The sequence below is a fragment of the Microvirga sesbaniae genome, assembly GCF_025460805.1.
GTDB lineage: Bacteria > Pseudomonadota > Alphaproteobacteria > Rhizobiales > Beijerinckiaceae > Microvirga > Microvirga sesbaniae.
The window spans coordinates 108,924-124,739 of sequence record NZ_JAMXFJ010000001.1 but is presented as its reverse complement, the minus strand read 5'-3'; the positions used below and the strand labels follow the sequence as shown (position 1 = coordinate 124,739).

The 15,816-nt window shown below is 65.0% G+C and carries 19 protein-coding genes and 1 tRNA gene; 12 read left to right on the top strand and 8 right to left on the bottom strand.

Annotated elements, in window-relative coordinates; all coding sequences use genetic code 11:
- Positions 1-131 precede the first annotated feature (131 nt).
- From OCW50_RS00570 to OCW50_RS00560, 3 genes are all read left to right on the top strand, one after another.
- The gene (locus tag OCW50_RS00570; RefSeq protein ID WP_262272656.1) at positions 132-803 is read left to right on the top strand and encodes a TerC family protein; all 672 of its coding nucleotides are present in this window, start codon (positions 132-134) and stop codon (positions 801-803) included.
- Positions 804-877: 74 nt separating this feature from the next.
- Positions 878-1,579 (top strand): AzlC family ABC transporter permease, encoded by a 702-nt coding sequence (locus OCW50_RS00565; RefSeq protein ID WP_262296070.1) that lies wholly within the window; start codon positions 878-880, stop codon positions 1,577-1,579.
- The gene (locus OCW50_RS00560; RefSeq protein WP_262272658.1) at positions 1,576-1,899 is read left to right on the top strand and encodes an AzlD family protein; all 324 of its coding nucleotides are present in this window, start codon (positions 1,576-1,578) and stop codon (positions 1,897-1,899) included. Before OCW50_RS00565 ends, OCW50_RS00560 begins: the two co-directional genes overlap by 4 nt.
- Here the strand turns inward: OCW50_RS00560 and OCW50_RS00555 are convergent.
- From OCW50_RS00555 to murA, 5 genes are all read right to left on the bottom strand, one after another.
- Entirely contained in the window at positions 1,864-2,358 is a 495-nt protein-coding gene (locus tag OCW50_RS00555; RefSeq protein WP_262272659.1) for an arsenate-mycothiol transferase ArsC, read from the bottom strand. The genes OCW50_RS00560 and OCW50_RS00555 overlap by 36 nt on opposite strands.
- A 15-nt stretch (positions 2,359-2,373) precedes the next feature.
- Positions 2,374-2,859 (bottom strand): UPF0262 family protein, encoded by a 486-nt coding sequence (locus tag OCW50_RS00550; protein WP_262272660.1) that lies wholly within the window; start codon positions 2,857-2,859, stop codon positions 2,374-2,376.
- A gap of 15 nt (positions 2,860-2,874) precedes the next feature.
- Positions 2,875-4,167 (bottom strand): histidinol dehydrogenase, encoded by a 1,293-nt coding sequence (hisD, locus tag OCW50_RS00545; protein ID WP_262296069.1) that lies wholly within the window; start codon positions 4,165-4,167, stop codon positions 2,875-2,877.
- The gene (locus OCW50_RS00540) at positions 4,167-4,607 is read right to left on the bottom strand and encodes a DUF2948 family protein (protein WP_262272662.1); all 441 of its coding nucleotides are present in this window, start codon (positions 4,605-4,607) and stop codon (positions 4,167-4,169) included. Before OCW50_RS00540 ends, hisD begins: the two co-directional genes overlap by 1 nt.
- 134 nt (positions 4,608-4,741) lie before the next feature.
- Positions 4,742-6,031: a UDP-N-acetylglucosamine 1-carboxyvinyltransferase gene (gene murA, locus OCW50_RS00535; RefSeq protein ID WP_262272663.1), complete on the bottom strand. Its 1,290-nt coding sequence runs from the start codon at positions 6,029-6,031 to the stop codon at positions 4,742-4,744.
- Between the two features lie 381 nt (positions 6,032-6,412).
- Here murA and hemA point away from each other — a divergent pair, with 381 nt between their 5' ends.
- From hemA to OCW50_RS00490, 9 genes are all read left to right on the top strand, one after another.
- The gene (gene hemA / locus OCW50_RS00530; protein WP_262296068.1) at positions 6,413-7,639 is read left to right on the top strand and encodes a 5-aminolevulinate synthase; all 1,227 of its coding nucleotides are present in this window, start codon (positions 6,413-6,415) and stop codon (positions 7,637-7,639) included.
- Between the two features lie 64 nt (positions 7,640-7,703).
- Positions 7,704-7,778, top strand: a tRNA-Thr gene (locus tag OCW50_RS00525).
- A 929-nt stretch (positions 7,779-8,707) separates the two neighbouring features.
- Entirely contained in the window at positions 8,708-9,004 is a 297-nt protein-coding gene (locus OCW50_RS00520) for a hypothetical protein (RefSeq protein ID WP_262296067.1), read from the top strand.
- Between the two features lie 731 nt (positions 9,005-9,735).
- Positions 9,736-10,284, top strand: a complete 549-nt coding sequence (locus tag OCW50_RS00515) for a sigma-70 family RNA polymerase sigma factor (protein ID WP_262296066.1) — start codon at positions 9,736-9,738, stop codon at positions 10,282-10,284.
- The gene (locus tag OCW50_RS00510; protein WP_262296065.1) at positions 10,277-11,038 is read left to right on the top strand and encodes an anti-sigma factor family protein; all 762 of its coding nucleotides are present in this window, start codon (positions 10,277-10,279) and stop codon (positions 11,036-11,038) included. The genes OCW50_RS00515 and OCW50_RS00510 overlap by 8 nt, the downstream gene beginning before the upstream one ends.
- Positions 11,039-11,060: 22 nt before the next feature.
- Positions 11,061-11,777 carry a Bax inhibitor-1/YccA family protein gene (locus OCW50_RS00505; RefSeq protein WP_262272707.1) on the top strand — a complete coding sequence of 239 codons (717 nt, stop codon included), beginning with the start codon at positions 11,061-11,063 and terminating at the stop codon, positions 11,775-11,777.
- 41 nt (positions 11,778-11,818) lie between these two features.
- Positions 11,819-12,394 carry a DUF2076 domain-containing protein gene (locus OCW50_RS00500; RefSeq protein WP_262296064.1) on the top strand — a complete coding sequence of 192 codons (576 nt, stop codon included), beginning with the start codon at positions 11,819-11,821 and terminating at the stop codon, positions 12,392-12,394.
- Positions 12,395-12,630: 236 nt separating this feature from the next.
- Positions 12,631-13,386, top strand: a complete 756-nt coding sequence (locus OCW50_RS00495; RefSeq protein WP_506323693.1) for a TerC family protein — start codon at positions 12,631-12,633, stop codon at positions 13,384-13,386.
- A gap of 70 nt (positions 13,387-13,456) precedes the next feature.
- Positions 13,457-13,915 carry a 4-aminobutyrate aminotransferase gene (locus OCW50_RS00490; RefSeq protein WP_262272705.1) on the top strand — a complete coding sequence of 153 codons (459 nt, stop codon included), beginning with the start codon at positions 13,457-13,459 and terminating at the stop codon, positions 13,913-13,915.
- A 118-nt stretch (positions 13,916-14,033) separates the two neighbouring features.
- Here the strand turns inward: OCW50_RS00490 and OCW50_RS00485 are convergent, their stop codons facing one another.
- From OCW50_RS00485 to cyoC, 3 genes are read right to left on the bottom strand one after another with little or no spacing between them, the layout of a single operon-like run.
- Positions 14,034-14,849 carry an SURF1 family protein gene (locus OCW50_RS00485; RefSeq protein ID WP_262296063.1) on the bottom strand — a complete coding sequence of 272 codons (816 nt, stop codon included), beginning with the start codon at positions 14,847-14,849 and terminating at the stop codon, positions 14,034-14,036.
- On the bottom strand, positions 14,780-15,190 hold the full coding sequence (cyoD, locus tag OCW50_RS00480; RefSeq protein ID WP_262296062.1) for a cytochrome o ubiquinol oxidase subunit IV: 411 nt from the start codon (positions 15,188-15,190) through the stop codon (positions 14,780-14,782). Before cyoD ends, OCW50_RS00485 begins: the two co-directional genes overlap by 70 nt.
- Positions 15,187-15,813, bottom strand: a complete 627-nt coding sequence (gene cyoC / locus OCW50_RS00475) for a cytochrome o ubiquinol oxidase subunit III (RefSeq protein ID WP_262272702.1) — start codon at positions 15,811-15,813, stop codon at positions 15,187-15,189. The genes cyoD and cyoC overlap by 4 nt, the downstream gene beginning before the upstream one ends.
- Between the last annotated feature and the right edge of the window lie 3 nt (positions 15,814-15,816).

The following is a 15,816-nucleotide window of genomic DNA, read 5'->3' as shown; positions in this document are numbered from 1 at the left end:
GGTTCGTTCAAACAGACGGTTTTGCCTGCATTTCGGCTTCCGATCCGGGGATTTCGGATCAAGCCAGAGCCAGATGCGTCTTTTTGAGCGTTTCGCATGCTTTGCCCCTCACCCGACAGATGAGGCTCTGCATGTTTGATCTCTCGCAGTTTTTCGGACCCGAGGTCGTCGCCTTCCTGATGGTCATCGGCATCGATCTCGCCCTTGCCGGCGACAATGCCATCGTGATCGGCCTTGCGGCCGCCGGCCTTCCGAAGGAACAACGCAACAAGGCGATCCTTCTCGGCGTCCTGGCCGCCACCGTTCTGCGCATCGCGTTCGCGCTGGTCACCACCCAGCTTCTCCAGATCGTGGGCCTCCTCCTGGCCGGCGGCATTCTCCTCCTGTGGGTCTGCTGGAAGATGTGGCGCGAGCTCCGCGCCGGTCACGAGCAGGAGGAGCAGGCCGCCGAGGAGGCTCTCGAGGGCCGGGACATCAACCAGGACGGCACCGTCGCCGGCGGCGCTCCGCGCAAGACCTTCGCCCAGGCCGCCTGGCAGATCATCATCGCGGACGTGTCCATGTCCCTCGACAACGTCCTGGCCGTGGCCGGGGCCGCCCGCGAGCACCCCTACATCCTGGCCTTCGGCCTCATTCTGTCGGTCGCCCTCATGGGCATTGCCGCCTCGTACATCGCCCGCCTGCTCCACCGCTACCGCTGGATCGCGTATCTGGGTCTGGCGATCATCCTCTACGTGGCGCTCAAGATGATCTATGAGGGCTGGCTCGAGGTCGCGCCGCACGTCACCGCGGCTGTCGGCTGAATCGGACCATCGATCCGAGCCCTTTATTCCCCGATTGACGGCGAAGGGTCGGGAAGGCACAGAACGTCTCGCTCATGTCTCCCGCTCTCCGCCCTCATTTTTCCACAGCCGGACTTCGACACGGCGCGCGCGCGGCCCTGCCCGCCTTTCCCGGCTTCATCATGTTCGCCGTGGCCTTCGGCACGGCGGCGGCTCAGAAAGGCCTGTCGCTCGGCGAGACTCTGGGCCTCTCCGCTTTCGTCTATGCCGGCGCCTCCCAGATGGTCGGGCTCGAAATCTGGCAGCAGGTCTGGACGCCGTCGACGATCCTCACGATCATGACGGTCACGGCCATCGTGAATGCGCGGATGATCCTTCTGGGCGCCACCCTCCAGCCCTGGCTCAGGGATGAGCCGCTCGCCCGCACGACCCTCAACCTCTTTCTCCTCACCGAGGCCAGCTGGCTCGTCGGCACCCGCTATCACGGCGAGGGCGGTCGCGATGTGGGCGTGCTCCTGGGCTGCGGGATCATCCTCTGGCTGGTCTGGCTCGTCGCGACGCTCACGGGATTCTTTGCCGGGGCCCTCGTGCCGGAGCCGAGGCGCTTCGGCCTCGATCTGGTCATGCCGATCTTCTTCGGCGTCATGCTCGTTCCCCTGTGGAAAGGCGCGAAGCCCGCCCAGCCCTGGCTCGTCGCGGGCATCGTCTCCCTCATCGTCCATGCGCTTGTCCCCGGCTATGTCTTCATCATCGCGGGCGCGTTGGCCGGGGTCGCCGCCGGGATGCTGATCGAATGACCACGCTCGGCAGCGCCATCGCGAGCCCCTGGGGCTCCGTTCTCGCCATCGGGTCCATGGCCGTCGTGACATACCTGTGCCGCATCGCGGGCGTCGTTGTCATGAGCCGGGTTCGCCTGACGCCGCGCATCGAGCGGGGACTTCGCGCCCTTCCCGGCTCCATCGTCCTGGCGACGATCCTGCCCGTGGTCATCGACAACGGCTTTCCTGCGCTCGTCGCCCTCGCGGCGGCGATCATCGCCATGGCGGTGACGCGGATCGACATCGTGGGTCTGCTCGTGGGACTAGGCACCCTCTCCGTCATCAGGATTCTTGGCTGATCCCTGCTTGAGCCGGAGGCGGATGCGGTACATCAATCCGTCGCGAATGTTGCGATAGGCATCGAGCACCTGCTCGCGCGAGCCCTGCGTGATCGTCGGATCCGGGGTCGGCCAGTATTCCACCTCGGCCGCGATGGTGCGGGTCAGCTCCAGCGCCGCGTGATGCGCCTCCGGCGAGAGCGAGATGATCAGGTCGAAATTGAGACCCTCCCACTCTTCCAGTTCCTGGAGCGTCCGCGGCTTGTGCTTGGAGCCGTCGATGCCGATCTCGGACAGGATCGATGCCGTGAAGGCATCCGCGTCGCTCTTGCGGACACCGGCGGACTGCACATAGATCGACTTGCCGAAATAGTGCCGTGCGATCGCCTCGGCCATCACCGAGCGCACCGCGTTCATGGCGCAGACGAACAGAACGGAATGGATCCGTTTCGAACGGGGCTCGTCCAAGGGCTTGTCCAAGCGCTCTTCCAAGCGTCAGCCCTTCCAGTGAAGCGCGAAGATCAACGTGAAGATGCGACGCGCCGTATTGAAATCGAGGATCAGCTTGCCGTCGAGACGCTTCATCAGGAGTTCGGCGGCTTCGTTGTGCAGGCCGCGCCGCCCCATGTCGATAGCTTCGATCTGCGCCGGCGAGGCCGAGCGGATGGCCTGATAATAGCTGTCGCAGATCATTTCGTAGTCGCGGATGGCCTTTCGGAACGGTGTCAGGGACAGGTGATGCGAGACGAGATGCACACCGTCCTGAGCCGTCACTTCGAAACAGAGCTTCTTCTCGATGAGAGAAATGCGCAGGGCATAGGGACCCCCGTCATAATTCGGCAGGGCGAAGGTGTTCTCCTCGAGGATGTCGTAGATCGCGATGGCCCGCTCGTGCTCCTGATCGGGGTTGCCGCGGCCGATGGAGGATTCGTCGAGGGTGACGGCAACCAGCCGGGTCCGCTCCTTCGCTTCGCTCGCCATCCCGTTCCCTCGCCGTTACAGGTTCAGGCGGATCGCGACCGACCGCGCATGCCCCTCCAGCCCTTCCGACCGCCCGAGCGTGATCGCCGCGGGACCGAGCGCACGCAGAGCCTCCGCATCGCATTTCAGGATCGAGGTTCGCTTCATGAAGTCAAGCACGCCCAGGCCTGAGGAGAAGCGCGCCGATCGGGCCGTGGGCAGCACATGATTCGGGCCGCCGACATAATCGCCGATGGCTTCCGGCGTATGACTGCCGAGGAAGATCGAGCCGGCATTGCGAACCCTGGCGGCCAGTTCCTCCGCGTTCTCCGTCTCGATCTCCAGGTGTTCGGGGGCGAGCCTGTCCACAAGGGGAATGGCGTTCTCCAGGCGGTCGATCAGGATGATGGCGCCGTAATCGCGCCAGCTCGCTCCGGCGATATCCGCCTTGGGCAGGGTCTGGAGCTGGCGTTCGACGGATTTTTCCACCGCGTCGGCGAGAGCGGGGCTGTCCGTCACCAGGATCGACTGCGCGGCCGGATCGTGCTCCGCCTGGGCCAGGAGATCGGCCGCGATCCAGTCGGGATTGCCATGGGCATCGGCCAGGATCAGAACCTCGGAGGGGCCGGCGATCATGTCGATGCCGACCTGACCGAAGACGCGGCGTTTGGCAGCCGCCACATAGGCATTGCCGGGACCGACGATCTTGGCCACGGGCCGCACCGTTTCAGTCCCGTAGGCCAGCGCCGCCACCGCCTGCGCTCCGCCGATGCGGAAGACCTCGTCGACACCGGCGAGGCGCGCGGCCGCGAGGACGAGCGGATTGGTTTCGCCCTTCGGAGTCGGCACCACCATGGCGATGCGCGGAACGCCCGCCACCTTCGCCGGCACCGCGTTCATCAGGACCGAGGAGGGATAGCTCGCACGCCCGCCGGGGACGTAGAGGCCAACCGATTCCAGCGCCGTCCAGCGCCACCCCAGCGTGACCCCGAGCGGGTCGGTGGACATGCTGTCCTGCGGGCGCTGTGCCCGGTGGTAGGTCTCGATGCGCTCCTTCGCCAGCGCCAGGGCGTCCAGGGCCTCCTTCGGGCACTGGGCCTCGGCGGCGTCGATCTCGGCCGCCGAGACGCGCAGGGTCTCGGGCTGGAGCGCCAGTCCGTCGAAGCGAAGGGTGAAATCGATCAGGGCCTCGTCGCCCTTGACCACCACCTCCTCGATGATGGCGCGAACGGCCTGATCCACGTCCTCCGACACCTCGCGCTTGGCCGAGAGGAGCGCGGCGAAGGCCTGCGGGAAGGATGGCTCCCGCGCATCGAGCCTCTGCGCCATTACAGCTGCCCCGCCGATTGGACAGGCTCCTCGTGCGAGGGGCGGCTTTCAGCGGCCCAGACGGGGCCGGTATCCTTCATCTGCATTTCGATGCACTCCAGGTCGACCTGGATGGCCCCGCCTTCCGCAAAGATCAAGGTGGCAGTGCCCGACGGAGCGTTGGTCTCCTCGAACGCGATGGCGAGAAGGTTGAGAACCGCATCCTTGTTGGTCTGGTCGATGCCGCGGACCCGTACGCCCGTGACATTCTCGAAATGCATGCAGGTCAGCCGGCGCTGGGGGCTGGTCGCCTCCCAGTCGTAGCGGCGCGTCTGGATGGCGAAGCGCCGTTCCCGGGGCAGATAGGCGATGTCGCCCACCCTCAGCAGAGAATCCTGCAGGTGGGCGGAAATGACGGCGAGATCTTCCGGATCGAAAGCGACAAGTCTCAGGAGGTCCATGGGCCACCAACCTATTGTTGAACTTTAAGGTTTAGGTAGAGAGCCCCCGGCCCCAGCGCAACCTGCACGGGGCGGCTTCTTCTTCGTGCCTTCCTCTGGAAAAGGCCGGCTGGGGCAGCCGGCCCGTCTGATCCTCAGCCCCTCAGGCGCTCGATCTGGGCGCCGCAGCGGGCGAGCTTGGCCTCGAGCGCCTCGAAGCCCCGATCCAGGTGATAGACCCGGTTGATCGTGGTCTCGCCCTCGGCCACCAGTCCCGCAATGACCAGGGACACCGAAGCCCGCAGATCGGTCGCCATGACCGGCGCGCCCTTGAGGCCGGCCACGCCGTCCACATAGGCGCTGTCTCCGTCCAGGCGGATCTGGGCGCCCAGACGGGCGAGTTCCTGGACATGCATGAAGCGGTTCTCGAAGATCGTCTCGCGGATGCGCGACGTCCCGTTCGCCCGGGTCATGAGAGCCATGAACTGGGCCTGAAGATCGGTCGGGAAGCCCGGGAAGGGATCGGTGGTGACATCCACCGGCTGGATCCCGTTGCCGTTACGTCGGATGCGGATGCCGCTATGGGTCGGGGACACCTCGGCACCCGCCTGACCCAGCACGTCGAGGGCGGCCTGGAGATAATCGGGCCGGGTGTTGTCCAGGACGAGGTCGCCGCCCGTCATGGCCACGGCCATGGCGTAGGTGCCGGTCTCGATCCGGTCCGGCATGACGTCATGGGAAGCGCCGCCGAGGCTGGTCACGCCTTCCACGACGATCTCCGACGTCCCGGCACCCTGGATTTTGGCTCCCATCTTGATCAGGCATTCGGCCAAGTCCACCACTTCCGGTTCGCGAGCGGCATTCCGGATCACGGTCGTGCCTTGAGCGAGCGTCGCCGCCATCAGGGCCACATGCGTGCCGCCGACCGTCACCTTCGGGAAGTCGATCTCGGCGCCGATGAGCCCCTTGGGGGCCGTCGCCACCACATAGCCGCCCTCGATCTCGATGGCCGCGCCCAGCTTGGCGAGAGCCATGATGAGCAGATCGACCGGCCGGGTGCCGATGGCGCAGCCGCCCGGCATGGACACCTTGGCATGGCCGAACCGGGCCACCAGGGGGGCAATGACCCAGAAGCTCGCCCGCATGGTCGAGACCAGTTCGTAGGGAGCCGTCGTGTCGATGATGTTCCTCGCGGTCAGACGGATGGTCTGGCCCGTTTCCGACGACTGGCCGGGTCGGCGGCCGGCAATCGAGTGGTCGACCCCGAAATTGCTCATGATCCGCAGGAGTGAGGAGATGTCGGCGAGCCGGGGCACATTGCCGAGTTCCAGGTTCTCCTCCGTCAGAAGGCTGGCGATCATCAGTGGCAGGGCCGCGTTCTTGGCACCTGAAATCGGAATCAAGCCGTTGAGAGGCGCGCCGCCCCGGATGCGAATGCGATCCATCGAATTCCCCTTGCAATATCGTGTCGAGCCATGCGCTATGCGCGCCTTGAGCGTTCTAAGCTAGTCGGACGGCTTGTCGCGCTCAGCGGAAACGCCCAAGCTCCCGGGTTCGTTTCCGGACGGTTTCGCAGCCTGACGTCCCCGGGCCTGAGCCTTCCGGCGCTTGAGGTTCTCTTTCAGGGCCGCCTTCAGCCGATCAGCTTTCTCTTGCGATTTCACGTCAGTCATGGTTCACGCGACCCATCGTCGCCTTTATCAAATAGAGGCTTCGCAAGCGGCGCTCAACCGCAATATCACGGCTCAGGACTTTGACCCGGATCAATGTGCTCTGGCATAATAGGTCCACAATCCCCGGGCATGTATTGCCCACCCGGTGAGATGATGGATTACCAAAACTTCTTCGCATCAGCCCTCGAGCGTCTCCAGGCCGAGCGGCGCTACCGCGTTTTTGCCGACATCGAGCGTCTGGCCGGCCGTTATCCCCAGGCGGTCTGGCACTCTCCAGAGGGCTCTCGCCCTATCACCGTCTGGTGCTCCAACGATTATCTCGGCATGGGCCAGAACCGGGACGTCACCCGCGCCATGGTCGAGGCCGCCTGGCGGCTCGGCACCGGAGCCGGCGGCACCCGCAACATCTCCGGCAACAGCAATCCCATCGTGGCGCTCGAGGCCGAGCTCGCCGACCTGCACGGCAAGGAGGCGGCCCTGGTCTTCACCTCGGGCTATGTGTCGAACCAGACCGGCATTTCGACCCTGGCCAAGCTGATCCCGAACTGCCTGATCCTGTCGGATGCGCTCAACCACAACTCGATGATCGAGGGCGTGCGCCAGTCCGGCTGCGACAAGGTGATTTTCCGCCACAACGATCTCGAGCATCTGGAGGCGCTCCTTCAGGCCGCCGGGGATCGGCCCAAGCTGATCGTGTTCGAGAGCGTCTATTCCATGGATGGGGACATCTCCCCCATCCACGCCATCTGTGACCTGGCTGAACGCTATGGCGCCATGACCTATATCGACGAGGTCCATGCGGTCGGCATGTATGGCCCGCGCGGGGCCGGCATCGCCGAGCGCGATGGCGCCATGCACCGGATCGACGTGATCGAAGGCACCCTGGGCAAGGCTTTCGGGGTCATGGGCGGGTACCTCACGGGCACCCGGGCGGTCATGGACGCCATCCGCAGCTTCGCTCCGGGCTTCATCTTCACCACCGCGCTGCCGCCCGCGGTGGCCGCCGCGGCCACCGCGTCGATCCGGCACCTGAAGGAATCCTCCGCCGAGCGCCAGCAGCAGCAGCGCCAAGTTGCCCGCACCAAGGCGGTTCTGACCGGGGCCGGCCTGCCGGTCCTCGATACGGTCACCCATATCGTGCCGGTCATGGTGGGAGACGCGGAAGCCTGCAAGGCGGCCTCGGACCGCCTGCTGGAGCAGCACGGCATCTACATCCAGCCCATCAACTACCCCACCGTCCCGCGCGGCACGGAGCGCCTGCGCATCACTCCGGGGCCGTTTCACTCGAACGCCCACATCGATGCCCTGGCGGCCGCCCTGGTGGAGGTCTGGACGGCGCTCAGGCTCCCTCTGGAGCCCAAAGTCCAGGCCGCCGAATAAAGATCATTTTCAAGCTTGCATGGAGGGCTGCCCTGTGGCAGTAAGCGGCCCTCCCCGTTGGCGCGCTGCCGTAGCTCAGTGGTAGAGCACTCCCTTGGTAAGGGAGAGGTCGAGAGTTCGATCCTCTCTGGCAGCACCAGCCAAAGATCTCGCCGGTCCATGGACCGCAGGTTCTATGGGGAGATGCTGGAGCCCAGTGCCGATCGGGAACACTGCAGGGACGATCGCCGGTCGTGATGTCAGTCGGCCAGGCGGCGGTCGCCCTTCTGGCCAGAACCATCAGCGGCGCCGCGGTTTGACGCCGGTGTGTCCATCCCTTCCCGGGGATTTCCGAGGGATCCTCCTCAACATCTCCTTCACGTGTTCCTTGACGGTCTTCTGGCAGGGTACAGGTATTTTCGGGTTCGGCTGCGTCATCCCACACTCCTCGTCCTGCTGGGCACGCGACGGCAGGTGTGGGCGACCATTGCTCATCCGGACAACTTCTTCTGTGACCAAAGTCACACAATTCCCAGGATGAGACTAATTGCCAATAGACCCCGCTCCTGCCGCTCGGAGCTGGCAGGCGAGGCGTTCGAGGCAGATCATTGTGAGCCGATCGGGCACCTGCAAGGCTTAGAGCATCGGGCGCAAAAGTGGGAACCGGTTTTGCGCGAAAAGATGCTTTGAAACAAAAGCTAAGGCATCGAGCGTGAGGTCGATGACACGAGCGATGCTTGAGAGAGGTAGACCTTCCATAGCCCGCGCGATCGTGACGGCCCAGCCCTCTCCCTAGGGAATGTCCCTGGACCGACAGGCTCGGTTTGCCGTGATGTCCCGCGGGGCGTTGAACATCCGATCCGGCTCGGCCGCCGTACCATGGCACGCCTCTGAATCCAGCAGCATCTTCGATCTTGAAGCCCGCGACGGCCTCTCCGACGCAGCAATGACACCCCGATGGCCCTGCCTTTCCGGATAGAGGCGCCTGCTTGCCCTACCTCCCATGGGTATCTGCGATGATCCAGCACGGGTTTGCCACAATTGAGTGTCCAAACAGGGTCTCCGATTGCGTGATCGTCGGAGAGCCCAGTGACCCATGTCTACGCCGCCGATGAAATGGTCGACCTTCTCGCCGTCCGGCGCCCGTTCGACGATCCCGAACTCGTCGCGGTGAGGATAGACACCATGCCCCTTGATCAGGCGACCGCAACCGTGGTCGAGACCTGGGCCGGCGATGAGTTTCGGCAGATGAACGCTGTCATTCGCCGGCGATCCGGCCCGAGCATCCGGAGCTTCGAAGAGATCAAGCGGCTCTATCAGCTCAACTTCGGATCGGTTGGCCACCTGCTCAAGCTCGGTCTCATCAGCTTTGGATTGTTCCTATAGCGCCCAGGTGACCGGCGATCCGAGCGACCCGCTCCGTCCGGCTCAGCCAGCACGTCGCTAGCGCATCGGACGGAAAAGTGGACCCGGTTTTCGCTTGCGCGGCCCGCTGGGTCCGCCTCTTCCGATGCGCCGGTCAAGAGAGGGGCCCTCGGATGAATCCCAAAAGTGGGTCCCGTCTTGGGATCGGATCCGATGCTCACATCCTGAAGCGAGGCATCGTCCGCAGGATGCGCTCGGCGGTCTTCCGATCGAGGTCACCGGGACACGCCCGGCGATGATACCCTCCCGATCGGGAATGCGCTGCACCTCTCAGAAGCGGGATCACCGGGACGAGCCCGGTGATGGCGTGGAGACGGTGGCAAGGGCCGGTGACAATACCCTCACACGCCCCCCCGCACGTCATGGCCGGCCTTGTGCCGGCCATCCCGATCGGAAGGGCGCGGCGTTCCAGACAAGCGGGATCACCGGGACAAGCCCGGTGATGACGTGGAAGGGGACGCGGCTCTCCCGTGCCGGGGCATGGCCGGCGCGAGGCCGGGGACGAGAGCATCGGACATGAAAAGGGGGTCCACTTTCGGGTCCGAGGCGCTAGGCATGGATGGGCTCCGGACCGTCTCGGGCTCATGGCCGCACGCGCATGAGAGGGTTAGCGCGCCGGACCCGCTCAGGGGCCGGCGCAAAAAAACGGCACGAGCCCGGATTAGGAACGTCGCCGGCGGCGTATACTTGGCATGAACGACGTGAAGCGCATGGATGTCATCAGCCTGTTGGGTCCGTTGCGGCGCTACGCCCGTTCCCTGACCCGGGACGAGGCCCAGGCGGAGGATCTGGTTCAGGATGCGCTCGTGCGCGCTTACGAGCACAAGGCCTCATTCAGGCCCGGCGGCAATCTGCGGAGCTGGCTGCTCTCGATCCTCCACAACGCCTTCATCGACAATCGGCGCCGCCGCATCGCGGAGCTGCGCCGCCTGGAGCAGGCTGCCGAGCTGGCGGAGACGGCCGCCGTGCCCGACCAGGAGAGCCGCGTGCGGCTTCAGCAGATTCAGGCGGCCTTCATGAGCCTGCCGGACGAACAGCGGGCAGCCCTGCATCTGGTTGCGATCGAAGGCCTGTCTTACCAGGAGGCAGCCACGGCGCTCAAGATTCCGATCGGCACGCTCATGTCCCGCCTCGGGCGCGCTCGCGCAACGCTCCGGGATTTTGAAGCAGGCCATGACCGGCCGGGGGAGCCCTCAGCCAAGCGGCCCGGTCTGCGCATCGTTGGAGGATCCGATGTCTGACCCGATCACCGAAACGGATCTTCTCGCCTATGTGGATGAGCAGCTCGACGCTGCCAGGCGGATCGAGGTCGAGGAGCATCTGGCCCGCGATCCCGAAGCGGCTGCGCGCATCATGGCGGACCTGAAGGATCGGGACGCTCTCCGGCTGCTCCACGGGACACCCCTGCCCCGCCCGAGAGAGTCCATGCTGGCAGCCGGAGCGCGCCTCGAGCGGGCCCTCGCCTGGCGGGAGGTCGGACTGAAACTTCGCCGCATCGCGGCCGTCGCGGCCCTCATCGGGATCGGCTGGTTCGCTCATGGTCAGGTGGGTCTGGGCATCACCGACAGCGAGGCCTCCCCCAAGCCGCCGGCTTTTGTCGAGGATGCGGTTCATTCCCACGCCACCTCGCTCCTGCGGGCCCGCATGACGTCCCAGCGCCAGACGACGGATTTCAATGCCGCTGAGATCCGTGCGGAGACTGGGATCGAGCTTCCCGCCTTCCCCAGTGACTGGGTGGTGCGGGACGTGCAGGTCTTTCCATCGCGGCACGGCCACAGCGTCGAGATCGCCATCGATGCGGGCTCGCTCGGGCGGCTGTCGCTGTTCGCCGCCCAGGTCCCCGCGTTCGATGTGATCTCTCCGACCTCCGCGCGGATCGAGAACGCGCAGGCCGTCTACTGGCAGCGCGGTCCGCTTGCCTATGCCCTGACGGGCACGGCAAGCGACAAGGCCATCGAACGAGCAGCCCTCCGCCTGTCCCACACGCTTCGTTGATCCCCCACCAAGAGGACTTGAGATGAATACACCTTATGCATGGCAAACCGCCGCAGCGCGTCCCAGCGGCGCCCTCTTCGACGAGGGCCTGCGCCAGCACATGCTGCGGGTCTACAACTACATGGGACTGGGGCTCGTGGTGACGGGCCTCGTGGCATTCGTCGTCGCCTCGACGCCTGCCCTCTACGTGCCGATCTTCCAGACACCGCTCAAGTGGGTGGTGATGCTGGCGCCATTGGCCTTCATCTTCTTCTTCTCGTTCCGCATGGACCGGATGACCGCGGCTTCCGCACGCACGGCCTTCTTCGCCTTCTCGGCCGTGATGGGTCTGTCGCTGGCATCGGTGTTCCTGGTGTTCACCGGCGCGAGCATCGCCCGCACCTTCTTCATCACCGCCACCATGTTCGGCGCCACCAGCCTCTATGGCTACACGACCAAGCGCGACCTCTCCCGGTTCGGCTCATTCCTGGTCATGGGCCTGATCGGCATCATCATCGCCTCGCTGGTCAACATCTTCCTCGCGTCGAGCGCCCTGCAGTTCGCCATCTCGATCATCGGCGTGCTCGTGTTCACCGGACTGACCGCGTACGACACGCAGACCATCAAGGAGCAGTATGCCGAAGGGTTCGGCCACGAGGCCAACGGCAAGATGGCCGTGTTCGGCGCTCTCTCGCTCTACCTGAACTTCATCAACCTGTTCCAGCTGCTTCTCAGCCTTACGGGGCAGCGGGAAGAATAATCTCTCCACCACACCGTCATTGCATGAGAGGATCCACATTTATGGACCATCAGGACCGTCAGGCCATCGAACAGCTCTTCGGCAAGATTGCGCAGGTCGAGCGCCAGTCCACCCCCCCGGACGCCCAGGCGGCGGAGTTCATCCGGTCGCAGATGGGGCAGCAGCCCAACGCCCCTTACTACATGGCTCAGACCATCGTGGTGCAGGAGCAGGCGCTGAGCGCTGCCCAGGGGCGCATCCAGCAGCTGGAGCATGAACTCGCCAGCCGCCCCGCAGGCGGAGGCGGCTTCTTGGCCGGCCTGTTCGGCGGGCAGTCCCGCCCGCAGCAGCAACCCTCGTACCAGCCCTATCAGCAGCCGATGCAGGGCATGCCGCCTCACACGGCATCCGGCATGATGGGCGGCATGGCACAGCAACGCGGCGGGGGCGGTTTCCTGGCCGGCGCGGCCCAGACTGCGATGGGTGTCGCGGGCGGCGTGCTCATCGGCAACATGATCGCCGATGCCTTCGGGGGTGGAGACGAGGCGAAAGCCGCCGATACCGGGCAGGCCGAGCCGCAGCAGGCGGCCGCCGAAGACTTCGGCGGCGATGATTTCGGCTTCGAAGAGGACATCTGAGTCCGATCGACGATGGGTCGGCCCGCCCGACAAGGCTGGCCGCCCGCAACCTCCCGTCACGGGAGCAAGAGCGTGGCCCTGCCGGCGCGTCCCGGGCTCGCAAGCGCTGTCTGACCCCGCCGGGATCTTCACACCTCCCCAAGCATCCATGACGGAACACCGGGCCGGTCAACATCGTTGCCAGCGGCGGGCTGGGAGCGCCCTCGCCCGGCCAGGGTTAAAATAAGGAACATCGCGTGGACTTTTCCTGGCTCTCGGATCCGACGGCCCTTGTCGCCCTGGCGACCTTGGTCGTCATGGAGGTGGTGCTCGGCATCGACAACCTGATCTTCATCTCGATCCTCACCAACAAGCTGCCCGAGCATCAGCGCTCCAAGGCCCGGCGAATCGGGATCGGCCTGGCGCTGATCCTGCGCCTCGGCCTGCTCGGCACCATCGCGATCATCGTCACCCTGACGGAGCCGATCTTCACCGTCTTTGGCCACGCCTTCTCCTGGCGCGACCTGATCCTGATCGGCGGCGGTCTCTTCCTCGTCTGGAAAGCCACGAAGGAAATCCATCACAACGTCGATCCGAGCCCCACGGACGACGTGTTCGACACCGCCAAGGCCACGATGACCTTCGGCTCGGCCATCACCCAGATCCTGCTGCTCGACCTCGTCTTCTCCCTCGACAGCATCATCACTGCGGTCGGCATGACCGATATCGTGATGATCATGGTGATCGCGGTCGTCGCCGCCGTGACAGTCATGCTCCTGGCGGCCAACCCGCTGGCCCAGTTCATTCACAATAATCCGACCGTGGTCATGCTGGCGCTCGGCTTCCTGTTGATGATCGGCATGACGCTGATTGCGGAAGGATTCGGCGCCCACGTACCCAAAGGCTACATCTACGCCGCGATGGCATTCTCGGCCCTGATCGAAGGCTTGAACATGCTCTCGCGACGCGCCGCGCGACGGAAGAGTGCGGCGAGTCCGTCCGTCAACCGATGAAGGGAGCGAGGAAGCCCGTCGGTCGACGCACCTTCCTCTCCCGACCCGAAGATCTGAATGGTAGATTAGGATGATCAGCCTCGCGCGCCTCGCCGTATTCTCCTTCGCTCTCCTTGGCGCCTTTGCGGCCTCCGGCGGCGGCAGCCTTGCCCAAGGCAACAGCGCGTATCGAAGCGCCGACGCGGTGGCCGGCAAGTCCCATCGCCTGGGTGTGTATGGAAATGTTCAGAAGGATTGCACATCCGGACCTCTGCCGACGATCAGGGTGGTGACGCCTCCCAGGCATGGCGAAATGAATGTCCGGAGCGGCACCTTGAAAGCGGGACGCATCGCGCGCTGTCCGAATCTCGCCGCCAAGGCGCAGGGCATCTTCTACACGGCGAACTCCTCGTACAGGGGAAGCGATGAACTGACCTATGAGGTTCGCTCGGCCAGCGGCAAGGTGGAAAGCCATACGGTCAGGATCATGGTGAAAGAAGCGCCGCCCTCGGGAGCTGCGCCAAATCCCGATTCAGATCAGGATCTGTGAGCTCGCACCGCCTTGATCCGGTCATCCCCAGCGGCTGACCGCGAGGGCCAGGGTGCAGTCGCCGGCAGCTCTGGCGATGCTCCGTTGCAGGCTCGGTTCCATCGCGATGCAGGTTCTGTCAGGGTTCCCGTGGATTGCGGATGCGTGACCCAAGCCAGCCTGGCCGGAGTTGATCCACGTTGACAACGAGGGCGCCCGCTGCGGCCATCAGCGCCAAGGCCGCCCAGGTGATTGCATAAACGAGATGATTGTTCGAGAACGCAATGACCGTCAAACCACCGACCGGAAGGCCTGCATCGCCCGGCGCGCGTTCGGCATCGATGAAGTAGGGCGCGACCTCACCCAACCCGCGCGCCGAGGCGATTGCCACCACGTCGCGGGAGAACCAGCGGTTGGACCCGGGATCGTTCGTGCGCAGGAAAGCGCCTCGCGGCTCGGAGACGCGCAGGAGGCCCACGACCGTAACAGGGTTCGGGCTCGGTCGCCAGGCGGTCGGGTCCCGCCCGGACGCGGGAACGAAGCCGCGATTGACGAGGATCGTCGTCCCGTCGTCCCGCGCCAGGGGCGTCACGACCCAATACCCGCCGCCCAGTTCCGTCACGGCTTGGACAAGCGTCGAGCGATCCTCGATCCAGGTTCCGGTTACCTGCACGCGGCGATACGCGTCCGCCGCCGTCACGCTGGCCCACCGTTCCGGTCCCGGCGCAGGCACCGGGCTCGCATGGACCCGAGCCTCCACGCGCTCGATCAGGTCGAGCTTGTAGGCGCGGCGATGGACCTGCCAAACGGCGAGCGCGACGAGAAGGGCCACGATCAGGATCGCCACCCCGTCGAAGGCGACCAGCGCGGCGATCCGTCTGCCCGTCAGGGCCGCTGCAGCGCCTCGTGCGGCGACATCGGCATCATGTTCTGGTCCATGTGGTACATAACCCATATCGAGCCAACCAGCGTGATGACGACAAGAATGAGGGTGAACAACAGGGCCAGAAAGGTCCAGCCGCCCTCCGACTTCGTGTTCATGTGCAGGAAATAGATCATATGGACGACGATCTGTGCCGCAGCCAGCGCGATGACGACGATGCTCGTCGTGCGCGCGTCGCCCAGCACGTCGCCCATCACGAGCCAGAACGGAATGGCCGTGAGGATGACGGACAGGATGAAACCCGTCATGTAGCTTCTGAACGTACCCTGGGCGCCGTGGGCGTGATGCTCCCCGTGCACCTGGCTTTTGCCGTGCGGCTCTCCGGCAGCCCCGGGTTCGGCGACCTCGCTCATCGCATGACCCCTATCAGATAAACGAAGGTGAAGACGCCGATCCAGACCACGTCGAGGAAGTGCCAGAACATGGAGAGGCACATGAGCCGGCGCTGATTCTCCAGGATCAGCCCACGCCGGCGCACCTGGACCATCAGCGTGATGAGCCACAGGATGCCGAATGTCACATGCAGTCCGTGTGTTCCCACCAGGGCGAAGAACGAGGACAGGAACGCACTGCGCTGGGGCGTCGCGCCCTCGCTGATCAAGTGCGAGAACTCATAAAGCTCGATCCCGACGAAGGCGGCTCCGAACAGACCCGTGACCGCCAACCAGGCGAGGGTCTGCCTGATCCGATCCCTGTCCATCTCCAGCATGGCGAAGCCATACGTGATCGAGGACAGCAGCAAGAGACTCGTGTTGACGGCGACGAGCCGCAGATCGAACAGGTCGGCCCCCGACGGTCCCGCTGCGTAGTTGCGGCCGAGTACGCCATAGGTCGCGAACAGAACCGCGAAGATGAGGCTGTCCCCCATCAGGTAGATCCAGAAGCCGAACAGCGTGCCTCCATCCCCGTGGGCGTGCTCTTCCTGCTCGTAGAAGACGGGCGCCGTGGCGCCCGGTGGGGGCGTCGTCTCATGCATCGG

What these genes read in the sequence shown, in the direction of transcription:
- OCW50_RS00570 (WP_262272656.1), top strand. Translation starts at nt 132, where the DNA reads ATGTTTGATCTCTCGCAGTTTTTCGGACCCGAGGTCGTCGCCTTCCTG.
- OCW50_RS00565 (WP_262296070.1), top strand. Translation starts at nt 878, where the DNA reads ATGTCTCCCGCTCTCCGCCCTCATTTTTCCACAGCCGGACTTCGACAC.
- OCW50_RS00560 (WP_262272658.1), top strand. Translation starts at nt 1,576, where the DNA reads ATGACCACGCTCGGCAGCGCCATCGCGAGCCCCTGGGGCTCCGTTCTC.
- OCW50_RS00550 (WP_262272660.1), bottom strand. Translation starts at nt 2,859, where the DNA reads ATGGCGAGCGAAGCGAAGGAGCGGACCCGGCTGGTTGCCGTCACCCTC.
- hisD (WP_262296069.1), bottom strand. Translation starts at nt 4,167, where the DNA reads ATGGCGCAGAGGCTCGATGCGCGGGAGCCATCCTTCCCGCAGGCCTTC.
- OCW50_RS00540 (WP_262272662.1), bottom strand. Translation starts at nt 4,607, where the DNA reads ATGGACCTCCTGAGACTTGTCGCTTTCGATCCGGAAGATCTCGCCGTC.
- murA (WP_262272663.1), bottom strand. Translation starts at nt 6,031, where the DNA reads ATGGATCGCATTCGCATCCGGGGCGGCGCGCCTCTCAACGGCTTGATT.
- hemA (WP_262296068.1), top strand. Translation starts at nt 6,413, where the DNA reads ATGGATTACCAAAACTTCTTCGCATCAGCCCTCGAGCGTCTCCAGGCC.
- OCW50_RS00515 (WP_262296066.1), top strand. Translation starts at nt 9,736, where the DNA reads ATGAACGACGTGAAGCGCATGGATGTCATCAGCCTGTTGGGTCCGTTG.
- OCW50_RS00510 (WP_262296065.1), top strand. Translation starts at nt 10,277, where the DNA reads ATGTCTGACCCGATCACCGAAACGGATCTTCTCGCCTATGTGGATGAG.
- OCW50_RS00505 (WP_262272707.1), top strand. Translation starts at nt 11,061, where the DNA reads ATGAATACACCTTATGCATGGCAAACCGCCGCAGCGCGTCCCAGCGGC.
- OCW50_RS00500 (WP_262296064.1), top strand. Translation starts at nt 11,819, where the DNA reads ATGGACCATCAGGACCGTCAGGCCATCGAACAGCTCTTCGGCAAGATT.
- OCW50_RS00490 (WP_262272705.1), top strand. Translation starts at nt 13,457, where the DNA reads ATGATCAGCCTCGCGCGCCTCGCCGTATTCTCCTTCGCTCTCCTTGGC.
- OCW50_RS00485 (WP_262296063.1), bottom strand. Translation starts at nt 14,849, where the DNA reads ATGGGTTATGTACCACATGGACCAGAACATGATGCCGATGTCGCCGCA.
- cyoD (WP_262296062.1), bottom strand. Translation starts at nt 15,190, where the DNA reads ATGAGCGAGGTCGCCGAACCCGGGGCTGCCGGAGAGCCGCACGGCAAA.
- cyoC (WP_262272702.1), bottom strand. Translation starts at nt 15,813, where the DNA reads ATGCATGAGACGACGCCCCCACCGGGCGCCACGGCGCCCGTCTTCTAC.